The sequence below is a fragment of the Polaribacter sp. ALD11 genome (genome assembly GCF_002831685.1).
Lineage (GTDB): Bacteria > Bacteroidota > Bacteroidia > Flavobacteriales > Flavobacteriaceae > Polaribacter.
In genome coordinates this window covers 1,184,515-1,197,530 of the sequence record NZ_CP025119.1, presented here as the reverse complement: position 1 = coordinate 1,197,530, position 13,016 = coordinate 1,184,515, and the positions used below count along the sequence as shown (strand labels likewise).

Sequence of the window (13,016 nt, the reverse complement as noted above, 5' to 3'; positions counted from 1 at the left end):
AATAATTACCAACCAAGAAAGTCCGCGAGGACTTTCGTAAGTAGGCAATAAGCCAGCAATAAATTATATACGGTGTTAGCAGTTGTTTTTTTTCGTATTATATATTTCAAATGTTTCCTCAAAATTTAATTTCACATTTTTGTCGGTAGAAACTCCAAGTCCAGTTGATGAGCCTTCGAAAATTGTTAAATTCAGTTTTTCACAATTAAAGCGAATAAAATTAAAATATTCTTTTTCTCCTTTGCTTTTAATTCCGTTAATTTCATATTCATCCTTATCAACTCCGAATTCAATAAAATCAATTCTTTGTCCTAAAATGCTCCCAAGTTTCTCTTCTTTTTTAGTTGTGTAAACTTGCCACAAATCGGGTTCATTAGGTAAATTGTGTTCTTTCAGTTTATTTTCAAGTAATGAAGTTTCTCGTAAGTTTATTTTTAAATGACTTCCATCAAAGTTGCCTTCAATTTCCAGATATAGGTCAAATTCACAGAAAGTTATTAAAAATATCCAAGGTAAATATTCGTCATTATGTCTATCGTTGTTAAAATCTACTTGATATATTTTTTCAACAGTTTTTTCGTTAAGTTTATTTAACCAAATTCCTGTTTTTCCATTTAGTTGAAAGTTCATTTCGTGTTCGGTTTTTAAATAACTGCTAACGTGTTTGTACAAGATTTTTTGCGGCGGTTAAGCAGTTAATTTACTAAATAATAACAGACAAAGAAAGTACGTGAGTACTTTCGTAAGTGAGCCAGAAATAAAGCAATTAATTTTGTACGGTGTTGGCATTAGTATTTTTTTTCAATTTCAATAATTTTCTCAATGTTTTTAATCGATGATTTTTTATTAAATATGAATTGTTCATATATAGAAACTAAAATAACAGGAACTTCAATATTTCGTGTGTCAATTAGATTGCAATTTTTCGGGATAATTAATTCCTTTAAATCGTCTATTTCAGGAGTTAGTTTGTTTATTTCTAAAAATTCTTTTTTCTGTAATTCAGATTTTATAGGTGAAGATAAATATTCAAAACCTTCCATTTCTCCAGCATATTTTACAATTTTTCTTTCTACATCTAATTGTATTAAATGTATTCCACCATAATCGTGAGAATTTCCTAAAACAAAAGCTCCGTTTTCACCATTAAAAACAATTTTTAAATCATCAAGTTTATGAACTTCTTCAAACGACAAAATAAATTCTCTTTTAAGGAAATTAAATTCCCATTTTCCAATTTCAAGTTTTTCGCAAAGCTTGTGAAACTTTTCCCCAATTATCATAAATCATTTATTAAAGGTGGTGTAACTCGAGGTCGTCGCTTATATTAATGCCAACGTTTTTGTATATTATTTGTTGCGTATTTCGAGCAACTAATTTAGTAAATAAAAACCGAATAGAAAATCCCCTAAGGATTTTCGTAAATAGGCTAGCACTAGCAATAAATTATATACGGTGTTACCCACAGTTTTTATTTTCCTTTTTCATCACTTATTATAATTATCTTTTGTCCCATATTTGGCTCGACAAAAAGTCCCATTTTCTCAATTCGATTTATAGTCGAATTTTTTAATTCTGAACACTCAACATACATATAATAGTCATATCCGAAAATTATTTTAAATTCAGATTCGAGTAAGTTCATCCAAATAGTTTCTCTTAAAACCAAACGAGTCATTTTTTGAACCTGTGTTAAATTCAGAATATTTCCGTTTTCCAAAGTGGAAATTTCAGTATTAAAATCAACATCAATATTCTTTAGACGACTTTCTTTTTTATATTCTTCAAAATCAGCTAATGTATCGTGTAATTCTAATGAGTCAATTTGTATACTTTTTATTTTTTTTTCGTCAAGAATAAGTATAATAGATTCGACATATGCCGTTTCTATTTTATCATATTCTTCATAACTCACATTTCTATATTCAGGTTTTCCTATATCGCTAATCGATGTCCATTCGGAATTATCTAGAAAATGACCTTCTTCATTTCTTTTTTTAGGGTCAAATTTTGTTATTCTGTACGTCATTTTTCAAATTGTGGGTAACGTATTTGTGCATGGTTTGATGCGAAAATTAAGAAAAAAATGGATAGAAAAAAAAACAAAAGTAGAAGTAAACGAGACTTTTCCAAAGTGGAAAAAAGTAAGCATTAAATTATGCACGGTGTTGGCACAAGTAATTTCATTCGTGTTTAATAATTTGTTCTATATTTTAATACTTTACTTGATTATGTGTATCTGTATTATTTCATTTATGACTTTTTTCTTTCCCAATTTATTTTTCCAAACTTACCAATAAAAAGTAGTAAGGATATTGATACAAAATAAGTAATAATAAAAGAGTAAAATTCAAACTTTAATTTACAAATTAAGTTAAATACGTAGCCTAAAAAAATCAAAGCTGATAAAAACATTGTTTGAAAAAATATAGAAAATATTATTAATTCCTTTTTTTTAACTTCAGGATTAAAATTCCATAGACTAATTAAAAAACTTGAAACAATATAAGAACAGAGTGTTAAACAAAAACATAAGCAACTAATAATTAAAAAATCATTCGCTATGTATAATTCATTCCCAAATAAATATATAGAAATAATCCAAAAAGGGATTAATACTAAATTTATTAAATGGTATTTTAATTTTTTAGGTATTTTCTCAAAGTCAATCATATTTTCATTTTCAGAGTGATTGGTTTATTTGTGCCAACGTTTATGTATAAGAATAGTTGCGGTTTTGTGTGCGAGGATTTTCCGCAGGAAAATCAGACGTAACAAAAGTGCAACTACCTTTGTTTAAGCCTAAAATAGCAATTATTTTTATACTGTGTTGGCAGTAGTTTTTATTCATATTTGCTTTTCAATTCCGTATCGTCATTCAGATAAGAAATCAAAATATTTGTCAATTCCTCAATAGTTTTCGGTTCATTTTTCATCACTAACATTTTTCCATTTTCGTCCCAAGTCGAAGTCAATCCAGCAGGTGTTATTCCGTCATCTTCTGTCAAGCCTAATACACCAATCATTTCTCCAATGTTTTTTTCGATGTAAACCATATGGTAATTTTTCCAGTCAATTTTATTCATAGCAGTTTTAATCTGATGTTCATTAACATTCTCAATTATTGTATCGGTTTTACTTCCATAATCAGAGAATACAACTAAATTTTTTTGTCCGTTTTGAAAGTTCTTCGTTGTAGTTATTTCTCCGCAAGATTGAAGTCCGATTAATATTAAAATAGATTGAAAAAATCTCGAAATTTGTTTTATCATAGTTTATGTTCTTTAATTACTGCCAACGAGTTTGTTTATGGAAAGTTGCGGTTTTGTGTGCGAGGATTTTCCAACGGAAAATCAGAAGTACACAAAAACGCAACGAACTTTTAGTTAAGCACTAATTTAGCAATTTTTTATAAACGGTGTTGGCAAATGCGTGTTTTAATTTCCGCTTAATTTTTTCTATAATTTTCTATTTCTTCTTAAATTATTTTCCTTTTTTATAAGATACAGTTCTAAACTTTTCTTTTAAAAGTGTTTAATTTTTTACTTTGGGATTTTACTCCAATTTTTCACAAGAGTAAAAATTCCACAATTTGTTCAATTCCGCAAACTTGCTAAATTCAGAACTTGAGTAAGAATTCCAGTATTTTACTAAATTCCGCAATTTTGGTTTTTCAGCGTTTGAGTAAATTCTTGTTATTAAAATTCTAATACTTTCCCCTTTTACAAATTTTAACGAGCGAGAGAGTTTTCAATATTCTAAGTTTTTATTTTTTCGACGTAATAAGATTAAAGAATTTTGAATCACAAATTTTAAGCAAAACCTTTATTTAAATAACTTATGTTTTTCTGGCGACTTTCAACCAGTTTTTGCCAACGTGTTTGTATATGGTTTGTTGCGTGTTTCTAGCACCTAATTTAGTAAATAATTACCGACTAAGAAAGTCCGCGAGGACTTTCGTAAGTAGGCTAGAATTAGCAATAAATTATATACGGTGTTAGGCACAGTTTTTTATTTTCAGTCATTTTTTTTCAATTCCAAACTAATTTTATTTTCTGCTAAATAGAGTTCAAACTTTTTCAAGTCACTGAATTCAATTCGGTTTTTTAGTATAGTTTCAGAATTAGGCAAACTTTCATAATCGTTTTTAATTACCCAATATTTAAAATCCGTTTTCTCCCTTTTGTTTCCAGATTTAGCAATAATCCATTCAGAGTTATAAGACATTTTCAAAACTGTCATAGGAACTATTTCAGTTCCTGTTGTTGCACAACTATATTCTTGATATAATATTCGTTTATCGTAATTATCATATGAAGACAAATAAATGTTATTTCCTAAATATTCCTCATCTGCGCCAAGGCAACAAGAATTCAGAACGAAGAATACGCTTAAAAGTAAAAAGTTTAATTTTGTTTTCATTTTTAGGTCTATTGTGCCTAACGTATTTGTGTATGGAAATTTACGAATAAATAAGCGTATAATTTCCGATTAATTAATAAAAAAAACAGAAAAAAATGGAACAAGGAGTGAGGCAAAAAGCAGTAATTTTTTATACACGGTGTTGGGCAACGTTTAAATCCACCATAAATATATTTAAAATTATTCCTTTTTGGTTTCTAATGTATCTAATAATGACTTACTTGTATTTTGATTTTTATTATATGGCTTTTCAGACAAAGAGTCGTTTAAAATCCCGTGTTTATTATTTGGAAGCTGAACTTTCTGACTGTCCTCACACCTCCAAACAATTCTTAAAATAATTCCAATGATAGCTATTAATATTGCTAATTTTTTAAAATCGGCAGACCTTATTTTCTCCTTAAAACAAAATGATTTATATGATGAGTTTGACTCTTTAAGTTTCCTCCCTCTATCTGTTAATTTAAAAAAATCCCCATCTCCGTCCTTTTTTATCAAATCTTTGTTTTTTGCAAATAATTCAACACTCTCTACGACTAAGAAGAATTTATCTCGCTCTTCTTCTGTTTCGTGTTTCAGAACCTTCATAATAGGGTTATTTACAGAAACCGATTCAAAATTAGTAATGTCTTTAAAAACTATATCAAGGTATTTAATTATTTCATTTTCTTTCATTCCTTTTTTTGAGTGTGATTGGTAATGTTGCCCAACGGGTTATATAAAATCAAATATATTGATTTTTGGTTAAATATTTCGGGATAATAAAACATTTTCATTGTCTTTATCTATTTTATTTAGCTTCTGTAGCGCAACGTCCAAGGGGTTTTGAATTTGCATTAAATCTTTACGCTTTACATGTGTATAAATCATTGTAGTTTCTGGCTTTGCATGTCCTAAAAGTGATTGTATATATCTTATATCTACTCCGTTTTCTAATAAATGAGTAGCGTAGCTATGTCTTAACGTGTGTGGTGTAACTGTTTTTTTTATTTGAGCATTGGCACAACTTTTTCTTAAAAATTGTCTTACACTTTCTGTACTATATTTTCCGCCATTTCTACCTTCAACAAAGTATTTTTTTGGTTTGTAAGAATGGTAATAGTTTGATAATAAAGGTAAAAAACTATCTGCTAAACTCACGTACCTGTCTTTTCTTCCCTTTCCGTTTTTTACAATTAACTGTTTTCTTTCAATATGAAAATCTATCAACTCTAAATTTATTAACTCACTTATTCTTAATCCACAAGAATAAATTAACGCTAAAATAGCTCTGTGTTTTAAGTTTTGTGTACATCTAATGATTTCTAACACCTCTTCTTGAGATAAAACATTAGGAAGTTTTCTAGATTTTTTTGGTCTTTCTAATACCAAGTCATTAATTTTTGTGTGAGGATAAAAAATTATAAATATCTTTAAAGCACTTATAAATTGTCTTTGAGAACTAATAGAATAATCTCGTTCTATAAAGACTCTTTCAATAAAAAGTTCAACATCTCTGTTTTTTAACTCTTCTAAAGAAGTTTTTGTATGAAAATTAACGAAATCTGCAACAAAGAAAGTGTAAGTCTGTATGGTGCTCTGACTATATCTTTTCCCTTTTAAGTACAAGTAGAAATTATTCAAAAGTTTTTTTTGACTCTCAGTTAAATTTCGTTTGAATGGCTCTTTTTTAGGCAACTTACTCGAATCAATAATTGTGATGCTTTTAAAAGTATTTAAAACTAAATCTAAATTTTCTTTAGAGTTAGCTATGTACCAGGATTTTAAAGAGCTACTCCAATTAGTCCCAGGGATTTTTCTCAACAAATTTATCAAAGAATTATTATAATTAAACTTGACAAGAAGTTGAGGAGCCTTTTTGTGATTTTTTTGTTCTAAAAATATAGTTGGTAATTTTTTCATTCTTTCTAAATAGCATTTAAATTTAGTTAAAATAAAATTAGTAATTGATAATTTTGTAGATTTTATATAATATTAAGTGAAAGATTATTTTCTAATGCATTAGAATATAGGGGGCAGCAACACTTATTCGCCATAAACGTAGTAACTCTGTAAGATGAAATCAAAATGAGTTCTAATTATATGGTATCAAGTTTACTAGGAGTGCACGTAGATGATATCCGTAAGTATTAAGTAAAAGAAGAAATAATTGTATATGTAATTAAAGAGAGGCAATCATAAACCTTAATAGCATCATCTCATCGTAAACTTTTTATAATTTTTTAAAGTTTGTTGTTTAAAAACATTTGAAAACTGAATCTATATCAGTCAATATTATTTTAAAATAGGGATTTTTTTTGATCAAAAAAAATATTCTCTCCTAGGAGCTTAAATATTTTAGTCATTTTTTTATGTTTTACAGAAAGTGTGTTTGCTTTTTTTCTGTTAAAAAAAAACATTTTTAGTCTCGATACCGCTAGTATAGTATCTTATTGACGATTTTTTATTTATTAAAAGATACTTAAAAAAGTACGATTTTTAAAGTGTTTATACTTTTTTTGCATAAAAAAACGGTTTAGAAGTAATTCTAAACCGTTGATTTGTAAAATGTTAATTTGTAGCGAGAACGGGATTTGAACCCGTGACCTCAGGGTTATGAATCCTGCGCTCTAACCAACTGAGCTACCTCGCCATCTGTTAGCGGCTGCAAATATAATCACTTTTTATAGATTAGCAACAAGTGTTTTAAATTTTTTTTAAATAGAATTAATACCTATATTGTTCCCTTAACAAAAGAATCAATGGAAAAAGTAAAATTCGAACTAGAAATATCTATTCACGCATCTCCAAACATGCTGTATCAGTATATATCTTCACCATCAAACTTGCAAGAATGGTTTGCAGACAAAGTAAATTCTAGAGGTAAAATATTTAGTTTTGTTTGGGAAGATACAGAAGAATTGGCTGAATTAATTACTAAAAAGGCCGGTGAAAGAATGCGTTGGAAGTGGTTAGAGAGCGAAGATGATGAGAGTTATTTCGAAATTAAGATTCAAGTAGATGCATTAACCAAAGATGTTTCTTTAATTGTTACCGATTTTGCAGATGATGAAGATGAAGTAGAAGAGTCTAAACAACTTTGGGAGAATCAAATAGTAGAACTAAAACATACAATTGGTGCTTAATACCAATTTATTAAAAATATTTAAAACCAGCAGAATTGCTGGTTTTTTTATGTTTAAAATCTATTGAATTATATTATTTTTACAATTCTTAAAAATAAAGCAATGATTAATTTTAACGGTGAATTATTATTTAAAGAAAACGTACAATTAACTACAGATAATAGAGGGTTTAAATACGGTGACGGAATCTTCGAAACGATTAAAGTAGTAAATAAAAAAGTAATTTTTTGGGAAGATCATTATTTTAGATTAATGGCTTCTATGAGAATGTTACGTATGAAAATTCCTATGGAGTTTACATTAGAATTTTTAGAAAAGGAAGTTTTAAAAACTGTTGCTGTTTTAGAGGATGTTTCTACTTTTAGAGTTCGTTTAAATGTTTTTAGAAAAGATGGAGGTTTATACACACCAAAAACAAATGAAATTGATTATTTTATTGAAGCTACAGCATTAAACTATCAAACGAAAACAACCTATGAGATAGATGTTTTTAAAGATTTTTATAATTATTCTGGCTTGTTATCAACTATAAAAACAAACAATAGAATGATTAATACATTGGCAAGTATTTATGCGAATGAGAATGACTTAAATAATTGTGTTTTAGTAAATGAGCGTAAAGGTGTGGTAGAGGTTACCAATGGAAATATATTTATTGTTAAAGATAATGTAGTTAAAACACCAGCCTTAACAGAAGGCTGTATTAAAGGAATTGTTAGAAGTAAGGTGATCGAAATTCTAACTAAAAATAAAGACTTTACAATTGAGGAAACAACTATTTCTCCTTTTGAAATACAGAAAGCAGATGAAGTTTTTATTACAAATGCAATTGTTGGTATTCAGGCAGTTACTAAATATAAAAAGAAGTCTTTTACCACAGAACTAGCAAATAAGTTACACGCTAACTTAAAAGTTTTACAGATAGCAGGTATTTAATTTAGATTAAAATCATTTGGTGCATTTGACCAAATTTTATAATTTCCTCCTTTTTGAAGTAATTTGTTTTTCCATAAGCTTTCTTCATCATTAGAAAAAATATTATCAAAATCATTTTCTGCAACAAACCAGGAGTTCTCTTTTAGTTCTTGTGTGAGTTGATTTTTGTCCCAGCCAGAATATCCTAAGAAAAATCGAATATCAGAGGCTGCTAAGAGTCCTTCATTTAATAGGTTTTTAAGTTGTTTAAAGTTTCCTCCCCAAAAAACGCCATTTGCAACTTCCACACTGTCGTCTAAGAGTTGGGGTATTCTATGAACAAAGTATAAATTATCTTGTTCTACTGGACCACCTTGATAAATATTAAAAGAACAATCTATATCTGGCAATAGGTCGTTAATACTATATTCTAAAGGTTTATTTAAAATAAAGCCTACCGAATTATTATCTGTGTGTTCTGTTAACAAAACGATTGCTCTATTAAATGAGTTATCATTTAAAATAGACGGTTCTGCAACTAATAATCTACCTTTCTTAGGGGGGAGTTTAAACATTCATTTTTTGAATTAAATATAAGAAAATTTTCAAATAAAAAAAAAACTCCCTAAAAAGAGAGTTTTTATTTTATTTGAAACTGTAATTTTTAGTTTACAGCATCGCTTAATCCAGCTCCAGCTTTAAATTTAGCTACATTTTTAGCAGCAATTTCAATAGCTTTTCCTGTTTGAGGATTTCTACCAGTTCTTGCAGCTCTGTTAGATACAGAGAAAGTTCCGAAACCAACTAATGCAACCTTATCACCTTTTTTTAAAGAAGAAGTTACGTTATCTGTAAAAGACTCTAAAGCCGCTTTAGCCGCTACTTTAGAAATTCCTGCGTCAGCAGCCATTGCATCGATTAAATCTGATTTGTTCATAATAAATTGATTTTAAAAATTATTTAATAATTGTACTTTTTGCTTAATAGCTTAACAAATATAGACGGATTGTGGGTTTACGCAAATTTGAGAAGCAAAAAAGCACCTTTTTGTTAATAAAAGTGTGCTAATTGTTAATAAACCAAGCATTGAAAATCAAAAAACCCTACAAACCGCATTAATAAAGGGTTTAGATCATTTTTGCATCTGACGAAAAAGAATAGCCATTTAGCAAACTTTTTGCATCCATTTTCTTCTTACCAGAAAGTTTAATTTCGTCTATTATAATGTATCCTTTAGAGACAGCGACTTTCAACTCTTTTTTGGTCGCAATTATTTTTCCAAAAGAAAAATTATGGTCTTCTCTTTCTTTTTTAATGGCATATATCTTAGCAGAAACTTCTTCGTCATTATTATTAATCATTGTCCAAGCTGCAGGAAAAGGATTTAATCCACGAATCTTATTATAGATGTTTTCTAAAGAATCAGCCCAATCAATTCTCGTATTTTCAGAATTCAGTTTGGGCGCAGATTTTTCTTCTAAATCTGGCTGTTTTGTAGTTTTAATTTCACCTTCACTTATATAGTCTATCGTTTTAGAAACCAATTCAGCACCTAAGTGCATTAATTTGTCATGTAAAGTACCTACGGTTTCGTCAGAAAGAACAGCAATTTCTTCTTGTAGAATAATTTCACCAGTATCAATTTTATCATCAATAAAGAAACTAGTAACACCTGTTTTTGTTTCTCCATTAATTATAGCCCAATGTATGGGGGCGGCTCCTCTGTATTCGGGTAATAAAGATGCGTGTAAGTTAAACGTACCAAATTGGGGCATTTGCCAAACTACTTTTGGCAACATTCTAAAGGCGACTACAATTTGTAAATTGGCATTTAATGCTTTTAATTCTTGTAAAAAACCGTCATTCTTTAAATTGGTTGGTTGAAGAACGGTAAGGTCTTGAGATTTTGCATATTTTTTTACTGCAGACTCGTTTAGTTTTCTTCCTCTTCCTGCAGGTTTGTCTGGTGCAGTAATTACACCAGCAATTGTATAGTTATTTTCTACTAAACGTTTTAAAATGGCTACTGCAAAATCTGGAGTTCCCATAAAAACGATGCGCAAATCTCTCATAATTATATTTTTAGTTGAAATTTATTCTGATTATTAATTGTTACTTTATCTTCCGACAACAAAGCCTGCAAATGTATTAAAATGTCTTTTTCAAACGTATTTAAAAGACGGCTAATTTCTTTAGAAGATAGTTGTTCTTTTTCTCTTAAAAGTACAACTATTTCTAAAGAAAGGTTTTTAGTATTCCTTTTTTTGTTACCAATACAAACATCGCAAATACCACAGGTTGTTTTTGCTTTTTCATCAAAATAAGCAAGTAACTGTGCACTTCTACAAACTTTATTATTAGTTATAAAGTTTATAAAATTAGCGGCTTTCTCTTTCTTTAAAAATAAGAATTGTTTTATTTCTTTAGAAAATCGGTTAATTGTTTTATCGTCTTCTCTAGGCAATAAGAAGTTTAGTGAGATATTGCTGTTAGATTGGTTGTATTCCACTAAATTTTGAGCTTCTAATATTTCTAAATTTTTAATAACTTGTGTGGAAGTGATACTTGCTTTTTTAGCTAGAAAAAATTCATTTATTTTTATTTCATCTTCAAAAAGACCACCGTATGTTCTTAAAAGTACATTTATAAAATTCTTGAAATAAGCGTCATTTCTAGAGAAATTTAAAATAGAATAATGCGTTCCTATTATTTTTAAAGTCGATTTTTTGTTGAAGCTATTATTTAATTCTATAATACCGTAATTAACTAATAATTTAAGAATTACGTCCGTTTTTAAAACTTGAAAACTATATTTTTTACAAAATTCAAAGAAATTAAAAGAGAAGGTTTCTTCAAGAAGTTCTCCGTTTGCAATTCTAAAATGTTGGTATAGTTTTTTATGAACTTCTTTAACCTCTAAAATTGATGGTATCGAATTCTCTGTTTGTTGTTTGTGTAAATAAATATCGTGCTCATTGTAAAGTAAAACTCCGAACGATTTTTTTTCATTTCTGCCGGCTCTTCCAGTTTCTTGCACATAATTTTCGATGCTTGTTGGTAAGTTATAATGAATTACCAAACCAACGTTGGGTTTGTCAATTCCCATACCAAAGGCATTGGTAGCAACAATAATTGGGGTCTTTTCAGTCATCCAATCGTTAAAAGCAGTTTGTTTTTCTATGATTGTTAAACCCGCATGATAAAAAGTGCTTTTAAACTGATTCGCTTTTAAAAAGTTGGCAATTTCTTCTGTTTTCTTTCTTGAATTTACATAAATAATTGCTGGTACTTTGGTTTTTGTGAAAATTTGAAGCAATCGATCTAACTTGTCTTCAATTTTAAAAACTTGGTATGCTAAGTTTTCTCTGTAAAAAGACTTTTTAAATGTTTTATGATTGGTAAGCTGTAAGTTGTTAGAAATATCTGCCAGCACTTTTTTGTTTGCTGTAGCCGTTAAAGCTATAAAATTTACTTGGGGTAAGATTTCTTTTAAAACGTTAATATTTCTGTAGGAAGGTCTAAAATCATGTCCCCATTCAGAGATACAATGGGCTTCATCAATTGCAACTAAATTTACATTTAATTCCTTTAGTTTTTGTTGAATTAAAGTAGATTGTAACCTTTCTGGAGAGAGATATAAGAACTTAACGCGTCCGAATTTAATTTTATCAAAAAGGGTTACAATTTCATCTTGACTGCTGCCAGACGGAATTGTAACTGCCTTAATATCTCTTTTTTTAAGGTTTTCTACTTGATCTTGCATCAAAGCAATTAATGGCGAAATTACAATGCAAACACCTTCTTTTACTAATGCAGGAACTTGAAAACAAATAGATTTTCCACCTCCAGTTGGCAATAAAGCAATTGTATCTCTATTTTCTAAAACGCAAGTAATAATTTCCTTTTGAGGCGCTCTAAAAGAAGTAAAGCCCCAATATTGTTCTATTATTTTTTCTGGCGAACTAATCATTCGCTAGAAAGCGAATTAAGAATAAAATTAGTGCGTTCTTCAATAGAACCAAAAGGAACCGAAATTAATTTATAACCTAACTCGGAATATGCTTCAATAAGAAAAGCATCAATTTTTATAGACTCTTCAAAAGATTCATAACGTTCATTGTCTGTAGTATGAATTTCTTCCCAAGGAGAGAAATGAAAAATTTTGGTGTATTTGTAAGCATTACTTTTTTCTACAAAATAAGTCGGGTATTCTGTTTTAAAATAATTCATGTAGGCATGCACATCTGGTATTCCCCTATCAAAAAAAACAATTTTTTCTTTTAAGCTTAAGGCGTTGTTGTACTGTTCTTCTCTACCTTCTAAAAGCATTTTGCTGAATAATAAAGGTTCAGTTAAGAAAAGTTGCTCAATTCCTTGTTTTTTCGCTTTTAAAATAACCTCTCTAGAAACTTCTGGCATACAATAAAAGTTTCTTTTTACAAGTTCGTTTATGATTGTTGTTTTCCCAGTTCCGGGTCCTCCAATAAGAACAATTTTTTGCTGCATTTTACAAAAATAAATCATTCCCTTTATAAAACTAATTTTTAATGTAGT

Annotated in this window: 14 protein-coding genes and 1 tRNA gene; 2 read left to right on the top strand and 13 right to left on the bottom strand. The window is 28.8% G+C overall.

The window, feature by feature from the left end:
- Positions 1-75: 75 nt before the first annotated feature.
- The 8 genes from CW731_RS05380 to CW731_RS05340 all read right to left on the bottom strand — a co-directional run bounded on the left by CW731_RS05380 (position 76) and on the right by CW731_RS05340 (position 7,054).
- The gene (locus CW731_RS05380) at positions 76-630 is read right to left on the bottom strand and encodes a hypothetical protein (protein WP_100945765.1); all 555 of its coding nucleotides are present in this window, start codon (positions 628-630) and stop codon (positions 76-78) included.
- A 158-nt stretch (positions 631-788) separates the two neighbouring features.
- Positions 789-1,283 (bottom strand): hypothetical protein, encoded by a 495-nt coding sequence (locus CW731_RS05375; protein ID WP_100945764.1) that lies wholly within the window; start codon positions 1,281-1,283, stop codon positions 789-791.
- A gap of 188 nt (positions 1,284-1,471) precedes the next feature.
- Positions 1,472-2,029, bottom strand: coding sequence for a hypothetical protein (locus CW731_RS05370; RefSeq protein ID WP_100945763.1), 558 nt, complete (start codon positions 2,027-2,029; stop codon positions 1,472-1,474).
- An 814-nt stretch (positions 2,030-2,843) separates the two neighbouring features.
- The gene (locus tag CW731_RS05360; protein ID WP_100945761.1) at positions 2,844-3,272 is read right to left on the bottom strand and encodes a hypothetical protein; all 429 of its coding nucleotides are present in this window, start codon (positions 3,270-3,272) and stop codon (positions 2,844-2,846) included.
- Positions 3,273-4,017: 745 nt separating this feature from the next.
- Positions 4,018-4,422: a hypothetical protein gene (locus tag CW731_RS05355; RefSeq protein WP_100945760.1), complete on the bottom strand. Its 405-nt coding sequence runs from the start codon at positions 4,420-4,422 to the stop codon at positions 4,018-4,020.
- A 180-nt stretch (positions 4,423-4,602) separates the two neighbouring features.
- Positions 4,603-5,097, bottom strand: coding sequence for a hypothetical protein (locus tag CW731_RS05350; RefSeq protein WP_100945759.1), 495 nt, complete (start codon positions 5,095-5,097; stop codon positions 4,603-4,605).
- Positions 5,098-5,166: 69 nt separating this feature from the next.
- Positions 5,167-6,045, bottom strand: a complete 879-nt coding sequence (locus CW731_RS05345) for a site-specific integrase (protein WP_232734729.1) — start codon at positions 6,043-6,045, stop codon at positions 5,167-5,169.
- Between the two features lie 935 nt (positions 6,046-6,980).
- A tRNA-Met gene (locus CW731_RS05340) sits at positions 6,981-7,054 on the bottom strand.
- A 109-nt stretch (positions 7,055-7,163) separates the two neighbouring features.
- Between CW731_RS05340 and CW731_RS05335 the strand changes: the two genes are divergently transcribed.
- Both CW731_RS05335 and CW731_RS05330 read left to right on the top strand, forming a co-directional pair.
- The gene (locus CW731_RS05335; RefSeq protein WP_100945757.1) at positions 7,164-7,547 is read left to right on the top strand and encodes an START-like domain-containing protein; all 384 of its coding nucleotides are present in this window, start codon (positions 7,164-7,166) and stop codon (positions 7,545-7,547) included.
- 102 nt (positions 7,548-7,649) lie between these two features.
- Positions 7,650-8,483, top strand: coding sequence for an aminotransferase class IV (locus CW731_RS05330; protein WP_100945756.1), 834 nt, complete (start codon positions 7,650-7,652; stop codon positions 8,481-8,483).
- On the opposite strand, the gene CW731_RS05325 is transcribed toward CW731_RS05330, so the two are convergent.
- The 5 genes from CW731_RS05325 to CW731_RS05305 all read right to left on the bottom strand — a co-directional run bounded on the left by CW731_RS05325 (position 8,480) and on the right by CW731_RS05305 (position 12,968).
- On the bottom strand, positions 8,480-9,037 hold the full coding sequence (locus CW731_RS05325; protein WP_100945755.1) for a YqgE/AlgH family protein: 558 nt from the start codon (positions 9,035-9,037) through the stop codon (positions 8,480-8,482). The genes CW731_RS05330 and CW731_RS05325 overlap by 4 nt on opposite strands.
- Before the next feature lie 89 nt (positions 9,038-9,126).
- Positions 9,127-9,399, bottom strand: a complete 273-nt coding sequence (locus CW731_RS05320) for an HU family DNA-binding protein (RefSeq protein WP_100945754.1) — start codon at positions 9,397-9,399, stop codon at positions 9,127-9,129.
- Positions 9,400-9,589: 190 nt separating this feature from the next.
- Positions 9,590-10,534, bottom strand: coding sequence for a methionyl-tRNA formyltransferase (gene fmt, locus CW731_RS05315; RefSeq protein WP_198519851.1), 945 nt, complete (start codon positions 10,532-10,534; stop codon positions 9,590-9,592).
- Between the two features lie 2 nt (positions 10,535-10,536).
- Positions 10,537-12,432, bottom strand: a complete 1,896-nt coding sequence (locus CW731_RS05310) for an ATP-dependent DNA helicase RecQ (RefSeq protein ID WP_100945752.1) — start codon at positions 12,430-12,432, stop codon at positions 10,537-10,539.
- On the bottom strand, positions 12,429-12,968 hold the full coding sequence (locus tag CW731_RS05305) for an AAA family ATPase (RefSeq protein WP_100945751.1): 540 nt from the start codon (positions 12,966-12,968) through the stop codon (positions 12,429-12,431). Before CW731_RS05305 ends, CW731_RS05310 begins: the two co-directional genes overlap by 4 nt.
- Positions 12,969-13,016 lie beyond the last annotated feature (48 nt).

Excerpts from the sequence above, each read along its gene's own strand:
- CW731_RS05380 (WP_100945765.1), bottom strand. The coding sequence starts at position 630 with ATGAACTTTCAACTAAATGGAAAAACAGGAATTTGGTTAAATAAACTT.
- CW731_RS05375 (WP_100945764.1), bottom strand. The coding sequence starts at position 1,283 with ATGATAATTGGGGAAAAGTTTCACAAGCTTTGCGAAAAACTTGAAATT.
- CW731_RS05370 (WP_100945763.1), bottom strand. The coding sequence starts at position 2,029 with ATGACGTACAGAATAACAAAATTTGACCCTAAAAAAAGAAATGAAGAA.
- CW731_RS05360 (WP_100945761.1), bottom strand. The coding sequence starts at position 3,272 with ATGATAAAACAAATTTCGAGATTTTTTCAATCTATTTTAATATTAATC.
- CW731_RS05355 (WP_100945760.1), bottom strand. The coding sequence starts at position 4,422 with ATGAAAACAAAATTAAACTTTTTACTTTTAAGCGTATTCTTCGTTCTG.
- CW731_RS05350 (WP_100945759.1), bottom strand. The coding sequence starts at position 5,097 with ATGAAAGAAAATGAAATAATTAAATACCTTGATATAGTTTTTAAAGAC.
- CW731_RS05335 (WP_100945757.1), top strand. The coding sequence starts at position 7,164 with ATGGAAAAAGTAAAATTCGAACTAGAAATATCTATTCACGCATCTCCA.
- CW731_RS05330 (WP_100945756.1), top strand. The coding sequence starts at position 7,650 with ATGATTAATTTTAACGGTGAATTATTATTTAAAGAAAACGTACAATTA.
- CW731_RS05325 (WP_100945755.1), bottom strand. The coding sequence starts at position 9,037 with ATGTTTAAACTCCCCCCTAAGAAAGGTAGATTATTAGTTGCAGAACCG.
- CW731_RS05320 (WP_100945754.1), bottom strand. The coding sequence starts at position 9,399 with ATGAACAAATCAGATTTAATCGATGCAATGGCTGCTGACGCAGGAATT.
- fmt (WP_198519851.1), bottom strand. The coding sequence starts at position 10,534 with ATGAGAGATTTGCGCATCGTTTTTATGGGAACTCCAGATTTTGCAGTA.
- CW731_RS05310 (WP_100945752.1), bottom strand. The coding sequence starts at position 12,432 with ATGATTAGTTCGCCAGAAAAAATAATAGAACAATATTGGGGCTTTACT.
- CW731_RS05305 (WP_100945751.1), bottom strand. The coding sequence starts at position 12,968 with ATGCAGCAAAAAATTGTTCTTATTGGAGGACCCGGAACTGGGAAAACA.